We start from the raw sequence: 25,920 nt of genomic DNA on the forward strand, positions 1-25,920 counted from the left end.
GGGTTCAACCTGAAATCGGGGCAGAACCGTTTCCGCCCCGGTCGTACTCGTAAGTTACAAAAAAATCAAGCCGTAGTTTCCGGCCAGTATTGCGCCATTTTTCGCCGGAGAAACGCCACGCTGCGTTCCAGTTGCGCCATGCCATCCACCCCGTCCTCAATGCTGATCCAGCCGTCGAAGCCCACGCCTTTCAGGATGGTAAAAATGGCGTCGTAGTCGTTGAGGCCTTTCCCGATTTCGCCGTGACTCAGGCGTTTGGCGTACCCAACGGCACCGCCTTCTTCCCGGCGCAAATCCTCAATTGTTCCCGAAAGCAGAAACCGGTCGCTGGCGTGCATGGTCACCACGCGGTCGGCCACCCGCCGGAGCAAATCCAGCGGTTCTTCACCGGCCAGGAAGGTGTTGCTCGGGTCGTAGTTAACGCCAAAATTCGGATCGTGAATGGCATCGACCAACTGGCAGAACACGTCCATTTTCTGCGCAAATTCCGGGTATTCCCAGAAATCGTCCTTGTAATGGTTTTCGATGATGAGCGTGATGCCGTGTTCGCGGGCGTAGGGCAGACACGCTTCGATGGATTCGGCCGCCAGCCTGACGCCCTCGTCGATGGACAGTTCGGGTCGGCGCTGGCCCGACAACACGCGGCAGTACGACCCGCCCAGGGCGTAGGTCATGTCGATCCAGCGTTTCTGTTTCGCAATTTCGTTGGCGCGAAAAGCCGCATCGGGGTGCGTGAAATCCGGCGAACAGCACATCATCGGAATCACTTTGCCGTGCGATTCGACCTGCTGCCGAAACCGGGACCAGTTGGCTTCGTCGGCCATTTCCAGAAAACCGGCGTACCATTCCAGCCCGTCGATGTCGAGCTTGACGGCGAGTTCAATCCATTCGGAAACCGTCATGGTGCCATCTTTGCAGAGGGCCTGCATAAACGCTTTGGGGAAAGCTGCTAATTGGGGCATTCGTGGGTTTGGTTTAGCGTGAGGGAGTTAGGCGGTTTTCGGGATACGGTTTTCGGGGGCTGATCAGCACGCCTTGAATAGCGAATAATGAATCGCGAATGGTGAACGCTGAAGGTTCCAGCTACCGCAAACTGAAAACCGTAAACCGAAAACCCGTTAATTTTTCGGTGGATTCCGGCCCATAAACGGGTGCTGTTCAAGGTCCACAATCTGACCGCTAATCGGGCCACTTTCATCGGCGAGCCAGTAGACGGCGGCCGCGGCAATTTCGGCGGGCCACAAAATCCGGCCGGAAGGCGCAAAAGCCGGGGAGACGTCCTTGTACCAATCGACCGGCAGCCCTTGTTCGTGTTTGCGCCGGGCTTCGTTTTCGGTCAGCACCCAGCCCGGATTAATCTGGTTGACCCGAACGCCTTCTTCCCGGTGGAGCGTGTCGCCAAGGTTGCGGGTCAGGGTGATGAGCGCCCCCTTCGACACGCTGTAGGCCAGCAAATCCGGTTCTCCGCTCCAGCCGTTGACCGAGCCAATGTTCAGCACACAGCCTTTGTTTTGTTTCAATTGCGGCAGGGCGGCTTTGATCAGGGCAAACGGAGCGAGGGTGTTGACTTCGAGCATCCGCCGGAAAAACGTCAGATCAGTGGTGTGCAAGTTGGAGGAAGCCACAATGGCCGCGTTGTTCACAATCGCGTTGAGCTGGCCGAAAGTAGTAACCGCCAGATCAACCAGTCGCTGGGCAACGCCTTCCTGAGCCAGATCTTCGATGTGTAGCACGGCCCTTTCTGCGCCCAGTTCGCGCACCACTTCCTGCCCCAGGTCCGGTTCCAATCCGTGAATTACGACCCGGGCTCCTTCCGCAACGCAGCGTTTCGCAATGGCCTTGCCGATCCCGGTGCAACTGCCGGTAACAATGATAACTTTTTGATCTAGACGCATTTATGAGTAAGGGGAGGGGCAGACCAGCGAACTGAGACAAAAGACAAAAAGGGATGATCTCTTTTTTGGCCCGTTTCTCAGCTCGCTGGTCCCGCTTCGAATCTATACCGGTTTCAGTACACTTTTGATCACGTCGCCGTGGTGCATTTTTTCGAACGCTTCGTGCCATTCCGTGACGGGCCAGACGCCCCCGATGATCGGTTTTACGTCGAGATGACCGCTGGCCAGTAACGCCAGCACCCGTTCCCAGATGGGCCAGTTGTGGCTGAAACTACCTTGCAGGGTCACGTTTTTCTGGACCAGTGCGTCCAGCGAAAAACCGAGTGGCTGCGGTCCCCAGCCCACTTTGGTGATGTGGCCGTTGGGCCGGACCAGTTGCAGGGCAATTTTCAGGGTGATGCTGGCTCCGGCGGCATCGATGATGCAATCGGCCCCCAGGCCGTCGCGTTTCTTGGCCCATTCGGTCGCATCGCCAATGATGGCTTCGCAGCCGTACTGCTGGGCAATGGCCAGCCGATGGCGGTCGGCTTCCAGACCGACCACGGCCACTTCAGCGCCACAAAGCCGCGCCATGGCCGCGCACAGTATGCCGATGGTGCCGGGCCCGAGTACGATGACGCGATCGCCCGGTTTGATCCGCGAATTTTCAACCACGGAGTTGTAGGCCACGCAACAGGGTTCGGTCAGGCAGGCCTGCTCAAAGGCCAGTTCGTCCGGCACCCGGTGCAAACACCGCATCGGTACGCGGACGTATTTGGTCATGGCCCCGTTAACGCCGTAGCCAAATCCTTTGCGGGTCGGATCGAGGTTGTAGAGGCCCTGCCGCGACATGGGGTTATTCGGGTCGATGACGGCTGCGGTTTCGCTCACGACGCGATCCCCTTCTTTCCAGCCCGCTACCCGGCTGCCCAGCTCGACGATGTGCCCCCCAAATTCGTGGCCGAGCACGACGGGATAATTGACCGGCCAGCTATGATCGGCCGTCCACTGGTGTAAATCACTGCCGCAGACGCCAACGTTGGCGACTTCCAGCAACACATCGTCTTCTCCAATGGTCGGTTTCGGGATTTCCCGGATTTCCACCGAGCCTTTCTCGGGGGCAAAATTAACAACAGCAGCAGATTTCATTGATTTTGTATGGGTTAAGGCCGGTCAGAGCAAAGCCGGTTTTTCGGGTTACGTCTACTGGTGGTTTCCGACGGCCACATCGCCGTAGGCGTGAATTTTTTCGCAGATCAGCCGGAGCGAGCTTTCCAGATCCCCGTCGGCGGTTTTGAAGGCATCGGCGTCGATGGTCAGCGGAGCGCCGAGCACCACCAGCGGAGCGCCATATTCCGGGCAGCGAATGGCCTGTTCGAGCGACAAACCGCCGACGGCCTGAACCGGTATTTTGACGGCCTGAACCACTTCGCGCAATTGATCGAGCGGATTGGGCATCCGGTGGCCCTGGGCGGCAATGCCCCGGCGTTCGTCGTACCCAATGTGGTGAATCACGTAGTCGCAGCCCAGGTCTTCAAGCCATTTGGCGCCCTCCACCATATCGGGGCAAACCATGTTGTCGCCCATCACTTTCGCGCCAAAATCGCGCCCGGCTTTCACCACACACTTGATGGTTTCGGCGTGCGCCCGTGCCATGACCACGACGTGCGTAGCGCCGGCTTTGGCCATCATTTCGGCTTCGAGGTAACCACCGTCCATGGTTTTCAGGTCGGCGACAATCGGAACACCCGGAAACGCTTCGCGCAATTTGCGAACGCCGTGCAGGCCTTCGGCCAGAATCAGCGGAGTGCCCGCTTCGAGCCAGTCGACGCCGGCCCGCATGGCCAGCGCAGCCGTTTCAAGGGCTTCATCAATGTTGGTGAGGTCAAGGGAAATCTGGACGATGGGTTTCATTAAGGCTTGGATTGTTGGATTTGATCAATGAAAAGGTAAACGGACTTTACGTATCAATAGCATTTTACTCTCTTTCACTACTCATTTCGCCCCGAAAAAGACCATTATTCTTTAAAAAATCATTTTTTAACTAGTCGGAATTGGAGATCGGATAGTACTATTAAAAGTGAGCCGTTCGACGTGTGCGCTTACAAACCTAACGAAAATGAAAAAGATGGGCCTTGCTGCGGATAGCACCTTACTCCAAAAATTAAAAAACGGACAGAACGTATACGGGACCTGCATTACCTCGACGGCGCCGATGTGGCCGGTCACCCTGCAGCGGGCGGGTCTTGACTTTGTTTTTTTAGACACCGAACACATTCCGCTCGATCGCGCCGAACTGGCCCGCTTGTGCCAGATTTTTCGCGCCTACGGCATCACGCCCGTGGTCCGGATTCCGAAACCCGATCCGTTTTTGGCCTGTCAGGTAATCGATGCGGGGGCGGTGGGCGTCATTGCGCCTTACCTCGAATCCGTCGATCAGATCGTCGATCTGGTGGGGGCGACCAAATACCGGCCCCTGAAGGGCGAGCGCCTGAACCGGTTTCTGAGCGGAGAAGAGCAGATGCCCGACGACCTGCGGCAGTACCTGGAAACCCATAATGCCGGGAATATCTGCATTGCCAACATCGAAAGTGTTCCGGCGCTGGAACGGCTGGACGCTCTGCTGTCGGTGCCCGGGCTCGATGCGGTTTTTATCGGTCCGCACGATTTGTCGGTTAGCATGGGCATACCGGAGCAGTACGACCATCCGGATTTCGAAGCGGCTGTCCGTCAGATCATTCACACGACCCGGCGCAAGGGCCTGTCCATCGGCATCCATTTTTCGCTGTCGCCGGAGCGTCAGATTTACTGGATGAAGGAAGGCATCAACATTGTGGTGCACAGTTTCGATGTGGCCCTTTTCGGTCAGCGGTTGCGGCACGATATTGGCAGTATTAAAAAAGCCGTCGGGGATCAGCAAACGGACGACAACGCTTCGCTCATTATTTAAGGCTGCATGATTGGTACCGATATTCCGAAACAGACCATTGCCGAAACCACTCATTCACCGAGTCGCCGGCTGAGTACGTTTCTGCTGGTTGGGCTGTCGCTGTCGATCGGCTGGGGAATTCGGGGTAATTTTGGACACGAGTACGGCGCTGCCTTTGCAGGCTGTCTGGCCGCCATTACCGGGGCGCTGTTGTCGGGCCGCGACGACTGGCGGCAGCGGGTGTTGTATTTCGCTTTTTTCGGGGCCATCGGCTGGGGTTTTGGCGCGTCGATCTCCTACATGCAGGTGATCGCCTACACCCAAAGCGGACATGCGCTCTCGCAGGGGTTCGGGTATGCGGCCCTGTTTTTTACCGGTTTTTTGTGGGCGGGTCTCGGGGCGGGCGGAACGGCCCTGGCCGCCATTGCCGAACACGACCGGCTGGTTCGCCTGTTCAGGCCCATTCTGTTCGTGCTGGGGGCCTGGTTTGTGCAGGATCTGGTGGAAAATAACCTGGCGAATGCACTCCAGTCGGGTATGCCGTTCGACCGAACGTGGTTGCGGCACAAAAGTCCGTTGTATTGGTTCGACTCCGATTACCTGGCGGCTTTTTTCGCGTTGCTGGGCGTCAGCGCCTACGATCTGGCGGAACGCAAACAGCGCAATAGCTGGTGGCTGCCGGTTTTTGGCGGGGCGGGGGCGGTTTTGGGCGGTCTGGTGCAGGGGGCGCTGCGAAAAACCGGGCTGGAAGCGGGCCTTTCGTCGGCCCTGACCTATCCGCTGGGCGATCCCACGTACCTGGATCCCGCCACGGGAAAACCGGCTTTCGATCCGGCGAACTTCCTGAATAACTGGCCGCAGTGGTTTGGCGATTATCCGGAACATGTTGGTTGGGTAATCGGGCTGCTGGTTGGCCTGACGGTTTATTTCATTCGCTTCGGCAAATTCCGCAATGGTTCCTCCCTGATTGTTTATATGGCTGCGGGCTGGCTGCTCGCGTTTCTGGCTTTCCCGGTTTTGGGAAGTTTGTTGCTGGCCGATTCGGGCGGTATCCGGATGACGCCCCCGCGCAGCGACGACTGGGCCGGCGTCCTGGGCGTTTTCATGGGCTTCATGCTGTGGGTCCGGCGGAACGGCCTGCTGCCGGTGGCCGTGGTGGCCGTGATGAGCGGAACGATTGGCGGTTTGGGATTTTCGGGCGTTCAGTGGCTGAGGCAACTGCTGATGGCGCCGGGCAATCCGACGATCCTGAAAAACCGGGGAATGTTGCCGGAAAGTGAGTCGTTCAAACGCATCACGGAAGACTGGGCCAACTGGCAACAGCAAAACTGGCACAGCTTTATGGAGCAGGGATACGGTTTTGTCAACGGAATGGCGATGGCGGTTATTCTTTCTTATCTGGCCATCCGGATACCGGTGCACCCGGCTCCGAAAAACACCGAAGCCCGCCAAAGCCGGTGGACGTCCGGCGTGGCTGCGGTTTTTGTTCTGCTCGGAATTCCCTACGTCAATCTGGTGAAAAACGTCGAAGAATGGGGCAAGCAACTCGATCCGGACGTGTGGACGCAGGTGTTGACCCTGCCCGATGGCAGCCCCCAAACCGTTTCGGCGGTCTGGGATGTGCCGTATCTGGGTCGGCTGCCAAACGTTGATTATTTTCACCTGAGTCCGGGCGGCTGGTTTAATGTAACCTGGGTGCTGTTGCTGATCATGGCCGTCGCGGTGATCCGGCGGCACTGGCAGGAGCCTTTGGCGATTGTTCCGAAAACCGGCCTGGGCAAAGGACAACTGGTGTTTTTGATTCTGCTGTGGGTCATGGTGATCGGCAATTTTGAGCGGGCGCTGGTGGGCTGGGCTCCGCAACGCCTGCTGACGGAGTGGGTCATCACCGTAAATACCATCGTGGCGACGGCGCTGGTGCTGCTGGCTCCCTTCGAGAAAGAAACCATCCGGATTCTGCCGCCGAAATCCTATACCGCACATTACAATCGAGTCTGGGGGTGGGCCATCGGGACTTTTCTGATTGCCATCCCGGTTTTTCTGATGACCAATCGCTGGACCTACCAGTACCCTTCCTACGACAAACTGGACAAGGTGACGTACCACACCCGGTTCGGTCCGGAAGCCAGTTGGCGCGCCCATCCGAACCTGAAAAATGCCCGCCATAAGTAGAATTGGCGTTTTTGGTACTTAAAGTAGCATGGATCAGATCAGATGGGGAATCATCGGTTGCGGAAATGTAACCGAAGTCAAAAGCGGCCCGGCTTTCAACAACGTTCCAAATTCAAGCCTGGTGGCCGTCATGCGTCGGGATGGCGAACTGGCCGCCGATTACGCGCGCCGGCACGGCGTGCCCAAATGGTACGACGATGCCGATGCCCTGATCAATGATCCCGAGGTCAATGCCGTGTACATCGCCACGCCCCCCGGTTCTCATACCGACTACGCGATTCGGGCGCTGCGCCTGGGAAAACCGGTCTACGTTGAAAAACCGATGGCCCGGAATGCCGCCGAGTGTGAAGCCATGAATCAGGTCAGTCGCGAAACCGGGGTGCCGTTGTTCGTGGCCTACTACCGCCGGTCACTCGATTACTTTCTGAAAGTGAAAGAGTTGATTGATCAGAAAGCCATTGGCGACATCCGGTTTGTCGATATTCACCTGCACTACCAGCCCTACGCCGAGGAAGTGGGTGAGGAGGCCAAACCGCGCTGGCGGGTGTTTCCGGAAATTTCCGGCGGTGGGCATTTTCACGATCTGGCCGCACATCAGTTCGATTTCCTGGAATTTGCCCTCGGACCCATCAAAACCGCCAACGGTTTTGCCCGCAATCAGGCCGGTTTGTACGAAGCCGACGATATTGTCGTGGCCAGTTTCGAGTTCGAATCCGGGGTGCTGGGCCTCGGCAGCTGGTGCTATACCGTCAACAAGGAGCAGCGCATTGACGAAGCGTACCTCATGGGCTCCGGGGGAAAAATTACTTTTTCGTTCTTCGAGAAGTTCGACATCAAAGTGGAAACCGCAGCCGGAACCGACGTTTTCCATATTCCGTATCCGCAACACGTTCAGCAACCGATCATCGAGGAAATTGTGAAGGAGTTGCGGGGCGAAGGCCAGTCGCCGAGCACGGGCGAAACCGGCGCGCGCTCGAATCTGATCATGGACTGGATAACGGGGAAATGAGGTTGTTTTGTTACACAGAGACTTCCCTGATTAACTTTGCTATTCTCTGATTTACCCTGTGTAACAGCTTCTAATTTACTCCACCTTCCGGCCCTTCGACAGGAAATACAGCGGCAAACCGACCAGGACGACGATCAGCCCCGGCCAGGTGAAATTGGGTTTGTAGATGATCAGCAGCACGCAGAAACTCAGGCCCATCAGGATGTACAGCGCCGGCAGGAACGGGTAGCCAAACGCCTTGTAAGGCCGTTCCAGGTCGGGTTTTTTGGCGCGAAGGATGAAAATTCCGGCGATGGTCAGCACGTAGAAGAGGACTACTACGAACGAAATCATATCCAGCAAATCGCCGTAGCGACCGCTCAGGCAGAGCACCGACGCCATCGCGCACTGAATCCAGAGCGCGAATTCCGGCACCGCATGCTGGTTCAGCTGCCCCGTGCGTTTGAAAAATAAACCGTCTTTCGCCATCGTGTAATACACCCGCGCCCCGGCCAGAATCAGGCCGTTGTTGCAGCCGAAAGTCGAAACCATGATCATGAAGGCGATGAGCGCCGTGCCGATCGGACCAAAAATGGATTGGGCAGCCGCCACGGCCACGCGGTCTTTGTCGGCGGTGGCAATCTCGGTCAGGGGCAGCACGGAAATATACATCACGTTGGCCATCACGTAAATAACCGTCACGATCAGCGTACCGAGAAACAGGCTTAGCCCAATGTTGCGTTTCGGATTAACGATTTCACCGGCGATGAACGTGACGCTGTTCCAGGCATCGCTGGAAAAAATGGAGCCGACCATCGCGGCCGCAATCGCCCCCAGGGCAGCCGCCATCGTGTAGGATTCGAACGTTCCGTCGGGCAGGAGTTTTTGCAGGCTCCAGGCGTTGGTCCAGTTGGCCTGCCAGATGTCTGGTTTCATCATAAAAAGACCGCAGACGATCAGGCCGAATAAACTCAGCAACTTGGCCGTGGTGATGACGGTTTGCAGCAATTTTCCGCCTTTAACGCCTTTGGTGTTGATGTACGTCAGGAAAATAATCAGCACGATGGACAGCAACTGGGCGGGCGACAGTTTGAACGAACCGACGCTGAACAGGACCAGATCTTCGCTCACCTGCGGAATAAAATAAGCCGTAAATTTGGCGAAAGCCACCCCCACCGCGGCAATGGTGCCGGTTTGAATCACCGCAAACAGGCTCCAGCCGTACAAAAAAGCAATGAGCGGGTTATACGCTTCTTTCAGGTAGACATATTGCCCGCCCGCTTTCGGATACATCCCGCTTAACTCACCGTAACTCAGGGCCGCCGTCAGCGTCATGATTCCGGTGATGACCCAGACCATGAGCAGCCAGCCCGACGAACCGACGTTCCGGATGATGTCGGCGCTGACGATGAAGATTCCCGAACCGATCATGCTGCCCACCACCAGCAGGGTAGCGTCCACCAACTTAACCTCTCGTTTCATGCTGGCCGAGTCGGCGGCTTCCTGATGATTCATCGAAGCGTCGATCCTGCTTTTGTTGGTAGTGGGGTCCATGCGGTTTTCGGATTTTGGTTTACGGTTTCCAATTTACGGTTTTTGTCGAAAATACCGGTCAGGTTTTGAGAACCGCTGGCTGATGGAAGCGCCAAAATACACGGGTCAGGTTTTCAAAACCTGACCCGTGTAGAGACTTACTTCCGGATGAGCCAGATTTCGGTAACCTGGGAGCCACGCTCGCCCTCTCCGCACGTCCAGATGAACGTCACTTTTCCGTCTGATAAAGCCGCCTGGGGAACGTCGAATTCGTAGAGCGGTTGTTCGCCGGTCTGGATAAAATCGTGAATGACGGAACCGTCGTCGGTGCTGAGTTTCATGCGGGAGCGAAACCGGCCGGTGTAGGCAATCCGCATCCGGTAGGAAGCCGCCGGATCAAGTTCGTCGTACGCAATTTTCAGCGGCTGCTCATACAACGTCTTGGCCTGTTTCATCCAGACGCGGGGTGTAATCTGTCCTTTAAAACCGGTGGCTTTGATTTCGTCCACCCATTCGACGCCCACCAGCCCGACCCCAAAACTGACGCGGGGGGATTGCAAACTGCCGGGGTCTTTTTCCCAGCTCAGGCCCGAAACCACCCGGTGCCAGCTTTCCGGTGCGCCGAAGTGATCGTAAAAGCCGCCGGGGCCGGGATCGGTGCGGTTCAGGATGGCGGTGATTTTCTGGAGTCGATCCTTTTCGTCGCCTAGCTTTTCGGTGCGGGTGAGCTGGTCCCACAGCCAGGGCGAATCGTTGAGCGGGATGGCGATGTTATCGATAAAATTGCCCCGGCCCGACATTGCCCCGTGTTTTTCAATGGTCAACTGGGCGCCAATCGATTTGTACAGCGAGTCGGCGAGGGCAAAACACTTGGTCCGGTATTCCGGCCAGAGGGGCTGCTTCCAGGCTTTTTCCAGAACGGTTTTCGCTTCCCCGATTGCCGCCAGCGACCCGGTTTTTTCGGCCGTTGCCAACCGGTCGCGGGCCTGCTGTTCCAGTTCGGTTTCGTACAGAAACCGGCGTTGGGTGTAGGCATCGAAGTAGGCCCGAATCAGGCCCATCTGAAAACGCGGGTTTTGCAGCACGTTCTGCGAAGCCTGTTTTTCCAGCGCCTGCCACTGCCGCAGGGTCTGGGAAATGACGGAGTTGGTCAGCATCGGGCCGCGCCAGTTGTCTTCGAGCGACACCAGGGCCCGCGCCATTAGTTCGGTATAGTCGGGACCAACGAACAGCCGGACGTAGTCGCGCAGGGTTTCGATCACCGGTTTTTCGGGATTCCAGTCCTGATCGCTCCAGATGAATTTGTTGAGGTCATCATTCGTGCCTTCCGAGTAACTGATGCTGCCCACCCCGTACTCGTCGAGCGCATTGTGAATCGTCTTTTCGTCGTGCGGGCGCGGATTGATGCTTTCGCGGCCGCAGGTCATCGACCAGGCCAGATCCCAGTGCGGAACCGGGTACTGCGAACTGTAGTTGTGCGTGATGTCGGGATAATGCCGGATGGGAATCGACGGATTGACCACCTTCCGGATTTCCTGCACGGGCATTTTCACCCACGGCCCGAAAACCACCCCGCCAAACCACGGATAAGCCTTGTTGACGTGTTTGTAAAATGCGTCAAACCAGGCTTGCGTGGGCCGGAAAACCTGCGGAGAAACCCATATTTTGGCTTTTGGGTGGTATTTCTGCAACACCTGCGCTTCTTTTTCGAGCCACGCAAACAGCACATCGGGTTCGAGCTCGCCGGGGTCACCGGCCGGTACAAACACGTTGTCCAGCTTCGGAACGGTGGCAAAAACCGTCTGACGTTCCTTTAGTTCGTTCTGAACCGAATCCGGATGCTCGTAGTTCTTGCCCAGGTTCGGGTACCACATCCAGACGTCCAGGCCGTATTCCTGACAAATCCGGGACTGCTCCCGAATCATCTGAATGGCCGGCAGTTTCATGTGCCGACTCGTCGCATCATCGTCCGTTCGGGGCGGTAAAATTTCGATGCTGTTGGCACCAAACAGCGCCAGATCCCGGATGTATTGGTCAAACTGCGCTACCGAAAAAGCGTCGTAGGCGTTGGTTTTGGGCCGGTAGCCCAGCTGGTGACCGCGAATCGGATAGCGCGGACTGGTCGAAACCGTAGCCTGGTCGGAAAGCTGGATTTTGCCGGGCCGCATCTCGGCTTTACGCAAGAAATGTCCGACGCCGTACAGCAGACCCCGCGCGTCTTTTCCGACAATTAAAACCGTGTTTTCGCCTTCCTGCACCCAGATTTTATACCCCTCTTGCTGGATGGCGGGCAGGGCGCCCAGGGCCGCCCGGGTTTTTTCCGGAAACGCGGCCAGATCGGTTTCCAGCACCAGACCGATGAGCGCCTGCCGGGACGTTGGGACTTTTTTAGCGATGGGCAGCCGGATTTGCGTCCGTTTGGCGACTTCCTGCTGTAGAATTTCCAGACTCCGGCGGAGAATGGCTTTGTCTTTTACCGGGCAATAGAGTTGCGCGTTGGATAAGTCAATCGAATTGCAAAAAACCGGGATGGCGGTCAGTACAAAAAAGCTGACCAGCCAGAAGCGAATTGGGGAAAAGCGATGCATGAAACGTTTTAAGGGTTAGGGTTTTGGTAGCCAGCAGTTGGCCGGCGACTGCTTAGTTGACGGTTTTAATTCGAACGTCATCCACGTAAAATACGGCCGGGGGGACGGGTTCGTCGGCACCCGGCAGGGGCGGACCCGGTTCTTCATTGGGGGTTTTCCGGTTGGGCAAATCCCGGTACGGCCCGGTTCGGATGGACAATCGCTCCACCGATTTCACGGCTTCGGCCATAGCCGCTTTCTCGACGACTTTTTTGCCGTCAATGGCCAGATCGTAACTGCCGTTCAGGCGGGCATCAACGGTAAACGTCAACTCGTACCACTGCCCGGGTCGGTAGGGTTGTACGGTTTTTTCCTGACTGCCGCTGGTCACCACAATGTGTCCTTTTTCGTCGAACCGCAGCCGAACGGGGCGGTTGCCGTAGCGATCGGTCAGGTCAATTTCCAGGCTGCCCGTATGGTTCTGGGCCGCGCGGATTTTGAGGTTGGTTTCAATCCGGCTTCCTGCCTCGAAAACCCGGATGGCGCGGGCGTAATCGTAGGGGTCCTTGTCGGATAGTTCCAGACAGTTTCCGGTTTTTTCCGGTGTCCGGACCACCGCAACCGGAGCCCATTGGGGCGCATACACGTTCCAGTCGGGAATGCTGCCGTTCTGTTGCAGACCGTCGAAATGATCCGCAACCGGACCTTTGACCGCATACCGGACCGGCGTCGGAATCCGGCTGACCCAGATGTCCTCCTTGTTCATGCTGTAGCTGAGCCAGAGGTCGTTGCCCGGTGGGTTGCCGTTGCCTTCCTCGATGCCGCGAACGTAGCAGGGGCCAAAATCTTTCCAGCGACCAAAAAACCGCCGGGCGGGCACTTCACCCTGGACAATCAGCAGGTTATCGAAAATAATACCGTCGTCGCCCGTTGCCATCGCCAGCGGAAACCGGTGCTCATCCATCTCGATCGGGTTGTAACAGATCGCATACCGACCGTCCTCCGTGCGTTGTCCCCACTGCTTGCCACCCGCCATTATAAAGGTCGGGGTCTTCACCGGTTTGGAAAACGTTTGCCCGTTATCGGACGACAGGGCGCTGTGCGAGCGTTTCCACAAAGCCACCACTTTTCCGTCTTTCCGGTGGTAATACGACAGGGCTTCGCGGGCTTCTTTCCCACCGTAAAAACCGTCGAGCCCCCGGTCTTCATCCCACCACTGGAACGTCACTAGTTTGTCGGTTAACAGGGCGTTACAGGCTTCCAGAAAACCGGCATCTTTGGCGGTTTTGTAAAACGGATAAGCGGTATTGGTTTCGTTCCACTGAACGCCGTTCACGGTTTTGTGACTGCTGTACCGGATAAAGTAAATCGGGCCGTAGGAGCCATCCTTGTACGCTTCCCGCACCACCCGCCCGATGCCGCCTTCTTTGAAAGGGTCTTCCGCGTGGCCGTAGAACGCCAGTACCAGCAACCGGCCGTTGGGCGCGACGTAAAAACCCATGCGCTGGTGCATCATGTAACCGCTGGAACTGTCCGGTAGTTTAACATCAGCCGGGGGCACGTAGGGCGGAAAAACCACAACCGGTTTATTCCACTGCCGACCGTCTTTGGAAGTTGTCACCAGCGTTTGGCCGGGGGCAACGTGCTCATCGACCGGGTTGCTCAAATACTGCTGGTAAAAGGTGTTGTTCCAGTAACAAAGGTTCGATGCGTGATTATACGTCCAGCCGTGGCCGTCGGCCAGTTCGGGGTGGCTGCGGTTGACGCGGAGGGTCTGGCGGCTTTCGACGCCGATGGCGTAGCGGAGCCGGCCGTCGTGGACGTTTGGATCCACGGTTTCGCCACCCACATACCGCACCGGCTCGGCCGGGCTGCCGGTTTGGGCCAAGACCGAGGTTCCGACTAAGAAAAACAGAACAAAAAGGGGAGGGGTTAACAAGCTCATTTTACTAGTGATTCATGGGCGAAAACCGCAGGGTTCGCGCCCGAATTTCGGGCCGGTCGTATTCCTGATCGGTCGTGGGATAGCCAACTTTCCAGGGCGAAGGACCGACCCATTCCGATTTCTTGCCGGCCATTTTAATCACCCCGTCGGTGGAAATTTCGATCACGGTGTACAGCGGATCTTTGTACGGTGCCGTGTATTTAATCCATTTGTAATTTTTATCAATTTCGTCGCTGTACCGAACGTGACCGTATTCTTCACCGAGCCATTTATAAGACATGGAATTGACGCAGACGTACCAGATGCCGTTTACTTCTTCGGCGCGGTCGTAGTGAATATGGCCGTAAAAATTGGCGATGATTCTGGCCTTCTTCGTTTTCGCATTATGCGCTTCCAGAATTGTCCGGATTTCGGCGGAATTGTCCACGCCATCCGGACCTAAACCCTGGTGCGAGAAGATGACAACGGGCGTGGTGGCTTTTGCCAGTTCGGCTTTCAGCCAGGTTTGCTGCGCCGGACCGATGTACTGCTGATAGCCCTTCACATCCGGCGTTTTTTTATCATTGCCGTCCAGCACAATAAACCGAAAACCGTTCTGATCGAACGTATAAAAGGATGACGTCATGTTCCGATACGCCAGCGCCTGCTCGAGCGACGTGCCGCCGTCCATTTCGTGATTCCCAATGACGTTGTATTTTTTACCGGCATAGTTCTTCCAGATGGCGAATGCCGGGGCATACTTTTCGGCGGGGGTAATAAAATCGCCAAGTTCAATGATGAAGTCGGGCCGGGCGGTTTTCATGCTGTCCATAAACGCCGTCAGCCGGGCTTCTCCGTCGTGCATCGTGGGAATGTGGACGTCCGTGAACAAGCCGAATTTTACCTTTTTAATACCATTGTTTTGGCCAAATGAAACGGCAGTAGTCAGACAAAAAATAAGCGTTACGTAAAGGACTTGTTTCATTCGAATTTCCGGTTTTAATCCGCCAGGTTGGTTCAATCCGCGTTCTTCCTGTTAAAGTTTGATGAAAATCTTTTTACGGTATAGCCCATACGCCGGAATAAAGTTGATCGCAACAAAGATCAGGGCGTACACCAGGCTACCAAACCGCGGATCAAACCCCAAACTGGTGATGGCTCCGACCACCCGTTCGTTAAGGGACTGACCCGCGAATTTCAGGTAGTAAAACGGAATGGAAAGCAGATCGCCCATAACGTAAACTGCAATGGCGTTGGCCCCGAAAATGATGCCCAATCGGGTGCCACCGGTACGCCCCCGGACATCGACCAGAAAGTAAACCGCACCGAGCAGCAAGGCCGCAAAACCGGAGGTAATCAGCACGAACGAACTGGTCCAGAGGTTTTCGTTGACCGGGAACACTAGGCTCCAGCCATACCCGGCTGCGGCCGTAAAAACCCCGGCCGTCATCAGCCAGGCGACTTTCTCCGTCCGCGCTAAGGTGCTGATCATCAGGCGTCCGGCCAGCAGCCCGGTCAGCCCGGAAACCGCTGATGGAAAGGTGCTGAGGATGCTTTCAGGGTCCCAGGTTCCCTGCCACATCCGGCCCGGTAGGTACAGATGGTCAAACCAGGCTACTAGATTTTTGCCCGGTTCGAGCATCACCTGTTCGTAACCCGGCGTCGGGATTTGGGTCAGGGCCAGCCAATAGACAATGAGGGTGATGATGCCGATCCAGAACTGCTGTTTCCAGGTGGTATTCAGGAAGATAAGCGAGCAGATTAAAAAGACGAACGCGATGCGGTGCAGCGTGCCGGTCCAGCGGATAGCGTTAAAATCGAAAGTTGGCAGCAGATTCAGAACCATTCCGACGGCAAAAATCTTGGCCGAGCGCACCGCGATTTTCCGGTACAGATCACCTTTGGGCGCCCCACTTTCCAGCCGCTTCGAGTAGGCGAAAACGATGGATACGCCGATGATAAACAGGAAAAACGGGGCAATCAGATCGGTAAACGACAGACCGTTCCACTTCGTGTGCTGCAAAGGATGGTAAACGTGGTCGCCGTCGCCGGGGAAATTGACCAGCAGCATGGCTGCAATTGTAAAACCGCGCAGGGCATCGAGTGAGATCAACCGGCTGGGCCCGGATTCCGGCGCATCGGCGGGCAACGTCAGGGGGTTCGTTTGGGTAAGCATCGAAGCAGACGTGAAAAAGTCTTGGATAGCCAGTGGTATTTTTAGTACTCAATTCCGTAATATTAAGGCTACTTAACTGACCCTTTCATGCGTAACTTTTTTTGTGTCACGGTTTTGCTCGCCGTTTTACTGCTGTTGAATGGCTGCCGATCTTCCAAAAACGAAACCAGCGAAATTGCCGTCACCTGGGAACTGGTGAGCAATTTCACCGAGGTCGAAAACGGTTTTGAAGCCCGGTTCAACCTCGTCAACCACAGCGACCGGGCCCTTGATGACAAAAACTGGGCGCTGTTTTTCAACATGTCACCCCGGCCCATTCTGGCGAACAAAACTCCACAACCGGCTACGGTTCAGCACATTAACGGTGACTGGTATAAAATGACTCCGAATGCGGGCTTTGCGCTGGCGTCCGGCGATTCAACTGAAGTGCGGTATGCGGGCACCGAAGCCGTAATCAAACTGACCGACGCTCCGCTCGGCCTTTATTTTGTTTTCTACGACAAGGACGGAAAAGAGGGAAATATCGTACAGGTTGCCAATTACCGGGCGTTGCCGTTTTCCAGAAAAGAGCAGCAACTGCGCGGAAAAGACGATTTGTTACCGCTCTATACCGCGGCCAAACGGTATCAGGACAATCTGGCGCTGAGCCTGATCGACGCGGGACAATTGCAGAAAATCGTGCCGTCGCCGGTCAAACTGACCACCAGTGCCGGAACGCTGAATCTGGATAACAATCTCTCGATTTATTACGGCAACGGCCTGGAAAGCGAAGCCCGGTTTTTGAGCAAAAAATTGAAGGAGCTGACCAACAGCGACTTCTCGGTGCAGAGCGGGGCGGGTTCCGGCAAAGGCATTGTGTTGAAAACCGGTCCGGTTTCGGTGAACGGAATTGCGAAGGAAGCCTACAGGCTGGGCATCGACGCCAACGGGGTTGCGATTACCGGGGCCGATGCGGCTGGCGTGTTTTACGGCATTCAGAGTTTGCTGGCGCTCGTGCCGACGGAAGCGTACCTGAAACCGGCCAAAACCGTCACCCTCGGTTTTGCCCAGGTTGAAGATGCTCCCCGGTTTCCGTTCCGGAGCATGCACCTCGACGTCAGTCGGAATTTCCAGACGAAAGAAACCGTCTTGCGGGTAATCGACCTGCTGGCGCATTACAAGATCAACCACTTTTTGTTGTATACGACCGAAGATGAAGGCTGGCGGGTCGAAATCGACGGATTGCCGGAGCTGACGCAGGTGGGCGCCCAGCGCGAGCACACCGCCGGAGGCATGGCCGCGTCCGTGCTGCACCCGTCCTACGGTTCGGGGCCGAAAGCCTACGAAGAAGGCAAGTACGGAAGCGGTTTTTACACCAAAGCGGACTTTGTCGAAATTCTGAAATACGCCACCGAACGGCACATCAAAGTGATTCCGGAATTGAATTTTCCGGGCCACGCCCGCGCGGCCATCAAGGCGATGGAAGCCCGGTACGAACGGCTGATGAAGGAAGGCAAGGAAAAGGAAGCCAATGAATACCGCCTGATCGATCCGGACGACAAATCGGTCTATCTGTCGGCGCAGGCTTACAAGGACAACGTGGTGAGCGTGGCCCGCGAATCGACCTATCATTTTTACGAAAAAGTGGTGGACGAGATCACCAAACTGTACGCCGAAGCCGGGCTGAAGCTCGATACCTTCCACGCGGGCGGTGACGAGGTGCCCGAAGGAGTCTGGACGAAATCGCCCCAGGCGGCCCAGTTGCTGAAAGAGAACCCGGCGGTGAAAGACCCCAAAAACCTGCAATCGTATTTCTTCGGCAAACTGCTGAAGCGGCTCGAAAAACGGAATCTGGCAATCCACGGCTGGGAGGAAGTGGCGCTGAACAAATCGCCGGAGGGCAAATACCTGCCGAATCCGGAGTTCGTCAATAAAAAGGTGGTGCCGTACATCTGGAACAACATTTACGACCTGGATCTGGGCAATCGGCTGGCGAACGCGGGCTACCCGGTGGTGCTGTGTAACGTCACCAATTTCTATTTCGATCTGGCCTACAACAACGATCCGCAGGAACCGGGTCTGTACTGGGGCGGTTTTGTCGACACCCGCGCCAACTGGGCTTTTGCACCCTTCGATATGTTTAAAACGACGTATCGCACCTCGATGGGTAAACCGCTGAATTTTGCCGGTCTGGAAAAAATGAAACCGGAAGCGCGTAAAAATGTGATTGGTCTGGAATCGCAGCTCTGGTGCGAAACCGTCAAAGGACGGGATATGATGGAGTACGCGACGCTGCCGAAGCTGCTGGGTTTTGCCGAAAGCGCCTGGGCCGCCGAACGTCCGTGGGAAACCATCGAAAACCGCGACGCCCGCGAAAAAGAAATGCAAAAAGGCTGGAATATTTTCGCCAATACGCTGGCGCAGCGCGAAATGCCGCGGCTGGCGGTGCTCAACAAGGGCTACAATTACCGTTTGCCACTGCCGGGAGCGGTTTTGCAGAATGGCGAACTGAAGGCCAACATCGAGTATCCGGGGCTGAACATCCGGTACACCACCGATGGCTCCGAACCAACGACGCAGTCGAGCCTGTACTCGGCGCCCGTAAAGGTGTCAGGTACGGTTAAATTGAAGAGTTTTGATGCGGCCGGCCGGTCGAGCCGGTCGGTAATTGTGGCCGAGAACTCGAAGTGACCTATGAAGCGCAACGGCCTGATTGTCATCCTGATTCTGCTCATCTTCTTTGTTATTTCGTTTCTGACCAACATTCTGGGGCCACTCATCCCCGATATTATTTCCAGTTTTCAACTCAGCATCGGGCTGGCCGGTTTTCTGCCGTTTGCCTTTTTTGTGGCCTACGGTGTCATGTCGATTCCGTCGGGTCTTCTGGTGGAGAGATACCGGGAAAAACCGGTGTTGCTGGTGGCGTTTTTTCTGGCGTTTGCCGGAGCCCTGCTGTTCGCACTGATGCCCGGTTTTTCGGTGGCGCTGTTGTCGCTGTTTCTCATCGGTCTGGGCATGGCCATGTTGCAGGTGGTGATCAATCCGCTGCTGCGCGTGGCGGGTGGTGAAGCCCAGTTTGCGTTCAATTCGGTGTTGGCGCAGTTGTTTTTCGGGGCGGCTTCGTTTCTGAGTCCGTTGCTATACAGTTACCTGGTGGGCAATGTGCATACCGGCAGAACGTCGGGGCTCATCCCGGTTTTTGACCAGCTGGTGCCGGAAAACCTGAAGTGGGTTTCGTTGTACTGGGTGTTTGCGGTGACGGCCCTGCTGATGGTCGGCGTGATTTTTTTCGTCCGGTTTCCCGAAGTAGAACGGAGAGACGACGAGAAAATTGATACCGGGAAAGCGTTTAAAGACCTGCTCGGCAACAAAACCGTGTTGTGGTTTTTCTGCGGGATTTTCGCTTATGTCGGCACCGAACAGGGCATCGCCAACTGGACCTCCCAATTCCTGCAAACCTACCACGGCGTCGATCCGGCCACGACGGGTGCGACCGTCATTGCCTATTTCTGGGGTTTGCTGACCGTCGGCTGCCTGCTCGGTTTGCTGTTGCTGAAACTATTTGACAGCCGCCGGGTGCTCATGCTGTTTGCCGCCGGGGCCATCGGGTCGTTGCTGGCGGGTTTGTTCGGGCCGGTCGATCTGGCGTTGTATGCCTTTCCGCTAACCGGTTTTTTTGCCTCGGTAATGTGGTCGATCATCGTGTCGCTGGCGCTGAATTCCGTGCCGCACCACCACGGGACGTTTTCGGGAATTCTTTGTACCGGCATTGCGGGCGGGGCCGTGGTGCCGCTCATCGTCGGGGGACTGGCCGAACTGGTGGGGCTGCGGCTGGCGATGTTGTTTTTGCTATTGACGTTAGGGTATATTTTCAGCATCGGCATCTGGGCGCGGCCGCTGGTCAACAACGCCACGGTGAAGAGTTTGAAGGAGCTTTTCGCGTAAATTGGCGTTATTTCGCGGAGTTGAGCAGTATTTTTAGGGATTAGCAGAAGCCCCGCTCAACTCTGCGAAATAACGCTGCTTAAGCATCATGTATAAAATCATTCTCCTGATCGACTTTGCGGAAGAGTACAGCAAGAGCCTGTTGAAAGGGGTGACGAAGTATTCGCGGGCGCACGGGCCCTGGGTGTTTTGCCGGATGCCGCTATTTTACCGCGAAACCATCGGGATCAAAGGGATTTTGCAGTGGGCGAAGGAGTGGGGCGCCGATGGCATTATCGGGCAATTTTACAACGACACCGAAATTTCTGATTTCAGCACCGCCGGCATCGCGGTTATTGCCCAGGATTTCAAAGAGCGATTCGACGAGATTCCGAACATCACCGGAGCCTACCGCGAGGCCGGGGCAATGGCGGCCGATTATTACCTGAAAAAAGGGTTCACCCACTTTGCTTTTTACGGTTTTAAAGACATTGTCTGGTCGCGGGAGCGGGCCGAAGGCTATGAAACGCACATCAGAAAAGCCGGGTTTGCGGTCCATTCGTTTGAACACACCAAGGCGCAGTCGAGCGAGTTGTGGTACTACAAACCGAGTTCGCTGAGCCAGTGGTTGCAGTCGTTGCCAAAACCAATTGCCATCATGGCCTGCGACGACCGCCAGGGGCAGCACATCACCGAAGCCTGTCGGCAAACCGGCATCCGTATCCCCGAAGAGGTGGCCGTGCTGGGAGTCGATAACGACGAAATGATTTGCGAATTGTCGGACCCGCCTTTGTCGAGCATCGCGCTGGATGCCGAAAAAGGCGGTTACGATTCGGCCCGGCTGCTCGACCAGATGATCCGGACGGGCGCGAACGATTATTACGATATCGTGGTGAAACCCACGCAGATCGTGACGCGCCATTCGACGGATATTTACGCTACGAACGACGATTACATTGCCTCGTCGCTGAAATTTATCCACCAGAATATCGACAAAAACTTGCAGGTCGAGGAGGTTGTCAGACAGGTTCCGCTGTCACGCCGGGCCCTGGAGAAGCGGTTTTTTACGATCACGGGGTATCCGATTTATAAGTATATCTTTAACCTCCGGATCGAAAAATTCACGCAGAAACTGCTGGAAACCGACATGACGGTTTTTGAAATTGCGCTCGACATGGGCCTGACCGACAGCAAAAACATTGCCCGGCAGTTTCGGCAGGTGAAGGGCTGCACACCGATTGAATTCCGAAACCGGTACCTGGCCGGGAAGTGAGTGGAGTAGAAAATTGTTTCGCAGACGGGGCCGCCCGTGCGGTTTAGCGGAAAAAAAATAGTTGTGCAGATACCTGCCTGTATTGCCTCCGTTACACTTCGTTTTACGCTGCTGATCTCCGTGAAATAACCCTTACAACCTATGCCAACACCTTCACCGCTGAAAACGATTTTGCTGGCGGGCCTGGTCGCCGGGACGCTGGACATTACCGCGGCCATCACCATTTTGGGCCGGATGAATGCCACTGCGGTGTTGCGGTACGTGGCCAGCGGAGTTTTTGGAAAAACCGCCTTTACGGCAGGCCCCGAAATGATTTGGTACGGGTTACTTTTCCACTACCTGATTGCCTTTTCCTTCACCCTGTTTTATTACCTGATCTTTCCGGCCTTGCCGCTCTTTCGGAAGCATAAGTATCTGAGTGGGCTGTTGTACGGCGGTTTTGTCTGGGGGATGATGAACCTCGTTATCGTGCCGCTGACCAACGTTTCCAGGGCCCCGCTGACCCTGGAAAGCGCCCTGCTCAATCTGGTCATTTTGATGGTCTGCATCGGTCTGCCCATCGCACTGATTGTCCATCGGTATTTTTCTGCAAAAAGGTAAGGCGGTTTTCGGGATACGGTTTACGGTATACGGTTTTCGGTATATGGTGGGCCGACGCTTTGGTAGCGAATGCAATATCTTTTTGAATAGCGAATTATGAATAGCGAATGTTAAACGCCGAATGTCAGTCCTCGCGAAAACCGTATACTGAAAACCGTATACTAAAAACCGGAAACTGAAAACCGTAAACCGTAAACTGAAAACCGTCACTCCTGCTTCAGCAGCCACACGTCCGAGATTTTGGAATGCTGCCGCCAGTTGAGGTGCGACTCCTCGGGTTCGTCGAAGGAGACGGAAATGCGGCCGTCCTGCGTGAGCGCGAGGGGCACAATCCACTCTTTGAACGACTCCAGTTCTTTGTTGTAAACCGTCGGGTGCAGCCGCTGGCCATCGACCCGCAGCAGGGCATCGCCAAAACCGGCGACCCGAATCACGTAGCGAGCGCCGGGATTAAGGTTGGCATATTCCAGAACGGGTTCATTCTGAAAGGTTTGCGTCGATAAACGTTTGCGGCTCGATCCATTGTCCCACCAGGCAATGTCCGTCGCATCCTCGGAAATACTTTTCACCCGCGGGCTTTTGCTGCCGCTCGACACGTCATCGTAAAAACCGCCGGGGCCGGGATTTTCCCAATTGGCAATCACCGCAAGACGCGCGAGTTGCTCTTTCGGCGTTTTCAGAGCCCGGATTTTCGTGAACTCGTCGGTCAGCCACCAGCGGTTGTTGAGCGGATAATCCACAAAATCGAGCAGGCAGCCCCGTTCAAAGTTCTTCGCCCGGTATTTCGGCACGCTGGTTTGCAACCCAATTGACGCAAACAGATCCGCGCACAAGGTTTCGATTTTCTTTCGCAATTCGGGCGAAACCGGCTCCGAATCGGCTTTGTTAACGAGTGTCAAGGCCTGCGCCAGCGTCTTTTCCAAATTCGGTTCGCTGGCCTGAACCAGCAGCGCATTGGCCTTTTGTTCCAGATTTTGCTCGTAAATTAGCCGCCGACGGGTGTAGGCATCGTACGTAGCGCGCAGGAGCAGCATTTGCCAGCGCCAGTTGGTTTTAAGCTGCGGATGAGCGGTTTCCAGCTTGTCCCAGAAAGCCAGCGTGGCCTCGACCCCGCCGTTTTGGGCGAGCGGCCCCTGCCAGTTGTTTTCGAGCGCCAGAATGCCGTCGCCGGCATCGGTCGCCAGCGCCGAGCCAAAGAAAAACCGGCAGTATTCGGCTAGAATTTCGTTGACATCCTTGCCGGGGTCCCAGCCGCGCTGGCTCCAGATCACCTTGTTGATATCATCGTGACACCCATCGGAATACGAAACAAAACCGTCGGTAAACGGCGCGTATTTTCCGTGAATCTGGGCGAAGAAAAACGGCCGGGGGTTGATGGCTTCGCGGCCCAGCGTGAGGGCATACGCCTGGTCCCAGCGTTCGACCGGAAACTCGCAGCGCACGTTATGCGTCAGGTCGGGGTATTCGCGGTGCTGGTAGGTTTTCGGCAGTCGAAACCGGGTTTCGGCCATCGGTGGGCTGCTCGGTCCCGACACGACGCCCTGCAACCAGGTCGGTTTTTTTTCGGCGAGGTACCGGTAAAAATAGTCGATCTGTTCCGTGCTGAAGCCCTGCAACGAAATCCAGATTTTGGCGTTGGGGTGGTGCGAAATCAGGCGGTCGTGCAGGTCTTTCAGAAACGCCATGACTTCGCGCGGGTGGTTGTCGCCGGGATCACCGCCGGGAAAGAAAATGTGATCGAGCCGGGGGCAGGCGCGGTAGAACGTTTCGTGTTTCTCCAGTTCGGCTTTGCGCTGGGCTTCATCGGTCAGTTCAAACGTGGCCGGAGTCCAGACCCAGTAGTCCATGTCGTATTTCTGACACAATTCGCTCATTCGGACCTGCATTTCTTTGGGCGGCACCGGAAAATGCGGGCTTTTGGATTCGCCCTCGTGAAACGGAATGCCTTCGATGGCGTTGGTGCCAAAGATGGCCAGCTCCCGGTAGTATTGCTCAAATTGGGCCACGTTCCAGGCATCGTACGAATTGGCGGTGGTGCGGTACCCCAACTGATGCCCGCGAATCGGGTAAGCCGGGGCGCTGGCGACTTCGACGGGGCCGGGAAGTTCCAGCCGTTTGGCATCCATTTTCAGATTCCGCAGCAGCCAGCCCGAACCAAACAGAATGCCGCGCGCGTCGGCTCCGAGAATCCAGAGGGTGTTGCCTTCGCTCACCACCCGAAATCCTTCCGGTTTTTGTTCGGGCCGGTCGGTACCGGTGCGGGTCGGTACGGTTTTTCCCGCAACGGTCTGATCCGACGATAGCGCCAGGATGATCGTGGTTCCGGCCGATGCGGTTTGGGTTTGCTTCAGCGTGATCTGGGTGCGTTTCGCAATTTCTTCCGTCAGCATCTGGGGCGCGGTGGTGCGCATGGGCGCCGGAACGGAAGGCGCTACCAGAATAGCCGCGTTTTTAAAGTTGATGGGTTGCGCAGCGAGGTGAAAAGGAATAAGGTAGGAGAGGAGGAGAAGAATTTTCATCAGATTGAGGAGAAAGGGCTTTATCGCGGACGGGGCCGCCGGGCGGCTGAGCGGAGATGTTTGAATTAAGCGGAGGAAAAAGGAATAATATTCTCCGCTCAACTTTGCGATACAACCCGCTGGATTTTACGAATGGCTTCGGCGAAGGATTGCATAGCTTCCCGGCTGCCCAGCATCGCGTGCTGAAAAATCCAGACGGCTTCCTCGCGACAGGCGCGCTCGGCCACCGGGCAATACACCGTCGTGTAATCCACCGAGTCGGGAATGGCGTAACACATGAAATTTTTGTTTTGAAAAACCGGCTGTTTGTAGAGCGGGTGCGGATAGCCCGGCGAACACGGAACGCCCTCAGCCGCCAGCCGGGCCACAAAATCCAGCCGGGAAAGTCCGCCAAACGCCGACGAATTGTATTTGAAAATATACAGATGGTAACCATGCCGGGTTTCGGCAACGTCCCGGTTCAAGGGCGTAATGCCATCAATGCCTTCCAGCAATTCGGTCAGGTACCGGCCATTGTCATTTCGTAAAGCCGTCTGTTCGTCCAGCCGTTGAAGTTGGTGCGACAGGAGCACGGCCTGCATCTGGGTGATGCGGTAGTTGCAGCCGGGATTGAAATGGTCGTACCACTGATGTCCTTCCATCCGGCCCACATTGCGCAGCGACGCCATCATCCGGTACAGGTTTTCATCGTTGGTCACCACCATACCACCTTCACCACTCGTCAGGTTTTTGGACGACTGAAAACTAAAACTGCCCGCATCACCGAGGGAGCCGAGTTTTCTGCCCTTGTACTCGGCCCCGTGGGCGTGGGCGGCATCTTCAATGACTTTCAGGTTGTTACGGCGGGCAATTTCCAGTATGGCATCCATGTCGCAGGCCAGGCCGGCAAAATGAACGGGAATAATTACTTTGGTTCGGTCCGTGATGGCCGCTTCAAGGGCGCTGGGATCGAGGTTGTAGGTATCCGGGTCGATGTCGACAAAAACCGGTACGCAATTGACTTCGAGCACCGTCGAAGCGGTGGCAATAAACGTGTAGGGCGGAACAATCACCTCGTCGCCGGGCCGCACACCGCAGGCCATCAGCGCCAGCCGCAGGGAGACCGAGCCGTTGACGCAGCTAACGGCGTATTTCGTGCCGCAGTAAGCGGCAAATTCCTGCTCGAAAGCGGCCACAACATCTCCGCAGTCGGGATTGCCCCAACGTCCGCTCCGCACCACTTCGGCCACCGCCTGCACGTCGCTTTCGTCGTAGATCGGCCAGGGAAACTGAGACTGCACGGTTTTTTCGCCCCCGTCGAAGGCCAGGATTTCCGTCGTAGTAGGATTTTTCATAGTGTTCTGAATCATCCTAAATACGGGATTCGCCAAAATTCAGGCTATTGCAAGCAGAGAAATTTTCGGGCGAATAGCCCGTTTGGCGGGGGCGGTCGTATTACGCCCAAACCCTTTTCCTAAACCGG

18 protein-coding genes are annotated in these 25,920 nt (G+C 56.0%); 7 read left to right on the forward strand and 11 right to left on the reverse strand.

Annotated elements, in window-relative coordinates:
- Nucleotides 1–65 precede the first annotated feature (65 nt).
- The 4 genes from ACYVHX_RS17975 to ACYVHX_RS17990 all read right to left on the reverse strand — a co-directional run bounded on the left by ACYVHX_RS17975 (nucleotide 66) and on the right by ACYVHX_RS17990 (nucleotide 3,788).
- A complete protein-coding gene (locus tag ACYVHX_RS17975) occupies nucleotides 66–962 on the reverse strand; it encodes a sugar phosphate isomerase/epimerase family protein (RefSeq protein WP_460673056.1) in 897 nt (298 codons plus the stop codon).
- A 156-nt stretch (nucleotides 963–1,118) separates the two neighbouring features.
- On the reverse strand, nucleotides 1,119–1,895 hold the full coding sequence (locus ACYVHX_RS17980; protein WP_460673057.1) for an SDR family NAD(P)-dependent oxidoreductase: 777 nt from the start codon (nucleotides 1,893–1,895) through the stop codon (nucleotides 1,119–1,121).
- 102 nt (nucleotides 1,896–1,997) lie between these two features.
- Nucleotides 1,998–3,023 carry a zinc-binding dehydrogenase gene (locus tag ACYVHX_RS17985; RefSeq protein ID WP_460673058.1) on the reverse strand — a complete coding sequence of 342 codons (1,026 nt, stop codon included), beginning with the start codon at nucleotides 3,021–3,023 and terminating at the stop codon, nucleotides 1,998–2,000.
- A gap of 54 nt (nucleotides 3,024–3,077) precedes the next feature.
- Nucleotides 3,078–3,788 (reverse strand): orotidine 5'-phosphate decarboxylase / HUMPS family protein, encoded by a 711-nt coding sequence (locus ACYVHX_RS17990; RefSeq protein ID WP_460673059.1) that lies wholly within the window; start codon nucleotides 3,786–3,788, stop codon nucleotides 3,078–3,080.
- A 214-nt stretch (nucleotides 3,789–4,002) separates the two neighbouring features.
- Here ACYVHX_RS17990 and ACYVHX_RS17995 point away from each other — a divergent pair, with 214 nt between their 5' ends.
- The 3 genes from ACYVHX_RS17995 to ACYVHX_RS18005 are packed head-to-tail and all read left to right on the forward strand — an operon-like array spanning nucleotide 4,003 to nucleotide 7,984.
- Nucleotides 4,003–4,824: an HpcH/HpaI aldolase family protein gene (locus ACYVHX_RS17995; protein ID WP_460673200.1), complete on the forward strand. Its 822-nt coding sequence runs from the start codon at nucleotides 4,003–4,005 to the stop codon at nucleotides 4,822–4,824.
- 6 nt (nucleotides 4,825–4,830) lie between these two features.
- On the forward strand, nucleotides 4,831–6,975 hold the full coding sequence (locus ACYVHX_RS18000) for a hypothetical protein (RefSeq protein WP_460673060.1): 2,145 nt from the start codon (nucleotides 4,831–4,833) through the stop codon (nucleotides 6,973–6,975).
- A gap of 28 nt (nucleotides 6,976–7,003) precedes the next feature.
- Nucleotides 7,004–7,984, forward strand: a complete 981-nt coding sequence (locus tag ACYVHX_RS18005) for a Gfo/Idh/MocA family protein (protein WP_460673061.1) — start codon at nucleotides 7,004–7,006, stop codon at nucleotides 7,982–7,984.
- A gap of 75 nt (nucleotides 7,985–8,059) precedes the next feature.
- Here the strand turns inward: ACYVHX_RS18005 and ACYVHX_RS18010 are convergent, their stop codons facing one another.
- The 5 genes from ACYVHX_RS18010 to ACYVHX_RS18030 form a co-directional block, all read right to left on the reverse strand.
- Nucleotides 8,060–9,517 carry an APC family permease gene (locus ACYVHX_RS18010; RefSeq protein ID WP_460673062.1) on the reverse strand — a complete coding sequence of 486 codons (1,458 nt, stop codon included), beginning with the start codon at nucleotides 9,515–9,517 and terminating at the stop codon, nucleotides 8,060–8,062.
- 137 nt (nucleotides 9,518–9,654) lie between these two features.
- Nucleotides 9,655–12,084: a beta-N-acetylhexosaminidase family protein gene (locus ACYVHX_RS18015; RefSeq protein WP_460673063.1), complete on the reverse strand. Its 2,430-nt coding sequence runs from the start codon at nucleotides 12,082–12,084 to the stop codon at nucleotides 9,655–9,657.
- Between the two features lie 52 nt (nucleotides 12,085–12,136).
- Nucleotides 12,137–14,008: a hypothetical protein gene (locus ACYVHX_RS18020; RefSeq protein ID WP_460673064.1), complete on the reverse strand. Its 1,872-nt coding sequence runs from the start codon at nucleotides 14,006–14,008 to the stop codon at nucleotides 12,137–12,139.
- 4 nt (nucleotides 14,009–14,012) lie between these two features.
- Nucleotides 14,013–14,972, reverse strand: coding sequence for a metallophosphoesterase family protein (locus ACYVHX_RS18025; protein WP_460673065.1), 960 nt, complete (start codon nucleotides 14,970–14,972; stop codon nucleotides 14,013–14,015).
- A 51-nt stretch (nucleotides 14,973–15,023) separates the two neighbouring features.
- Nucleotides 15,024–16,163 (reverse strand): acyltransferase family protein, encoded by a 1,140-nt coding sequence (locus tag ACYVHX_RS18030; protein WP_460673066.1) that lies wholly within the window; start codon nucleotides 16,161–16,163, stop codon nucleotides 15,024–15,026.
- 87 nt (nucleotides 16,164–16,250) lie between these two features.
- On the opposite strand from ACYVHX_RS18030, the gene ACYVHX_RS18035 reads away from it, so the two are divergent.
- The 4 genes from ACYVHX_RS18035 to ACYVHX_RS18050 all read left to right on the forward strand — a co-directional run bounded on the left by ACYVHX_RS18035 (nucleotide 16,251) and on the right by ACYVHX_RS18050 (nucleotide 21,939).
- On the forward strand, nucleotides 16,251–18,833 hold the full coding sequence (locus tag ACYVHX_RS18035; RefSeq protein WP_460673067.1) for a family 20 glycosylhydrolase: 2,583 nt from the start codon (nucleotides 16,251–16,253) through the stop codon (nucleotides 18,831–18,833).
- 3 nt (nucleotides 18,834–18,836) lie between these two features.
- Nucleotides 18,837–20,087 (forward strand): MFS transporter, encoded by a 1,251-nt coding sequence (locus ACYVHX_RS18040; protein ID WP_460673068.1) that lies wholly within the window; start codon nucleotides 18,837–18,839, stop codon nucleotides 20,085–20,087.
- 88 nt (nucleotides 20,088–20,175) lie between these two features.
- Nucleotides 20,176–21,339 carry a DNA-binding transcriptional regulator gene (locus ACYVHX_RS18045; protein WP_460673069.1) on the forward strand — a complete coding sequence of 388 codons (1,164 nt, stop codon included), beginning with the start codon at nucleotides 20,176–20,178 and terminating at the stop codon, nucleotides 21,337–21,339.
- A gap of 141 nt (nucleotides 21,340–21,480) precedes the next feature.
- A complete protein-coding gene (locus tag ACYVHX_RS18050; RefSeq protein WP_460673070.1) occupies nucleotides 21,481–21,939 on the forward strand; it encodes a DUF1440 domain-containing protein in 459 nt (152 codons plus the stop codon).
- 206 nt (nucleotides 21,940–22,145) lie between these two features.
- Here ACYVHX_RS18050 and ACYVHX_RS18055 read toward each other — a convergent pair whose 3' ends face one another.
- Nucleotides 22,146–24,458, reverse strand: coding sequence for a hypothetical protein (locus ACYVHX_RS18055; RefSeq protein ID WP_460673071.1), 2,313 nt, complete (start codon nucleotides 24,456–24,458; stop codon nucleotides 22,146–22,148).
- Nucleotides 24,459–24,556: 98 nt separating this feature from the next.
- Complete coding sequence (locus ACYVHX_RS18060; protein WP_460673072.1) at nucleotides 24,557–25,792, reverse strand: DegT/DnrJ/EryC1/StrS family aminotransferase; 1,236 nt, start codon at nucleotides 25,790–25,792, stop codon at nucleotides 24,557–24,559.
- Between the last annotated feature and the right edge of the window lie 128 nt (nucleotides 25,793–25,920).

The organism is Larkinella ripae, assembly GCF_054780775.1.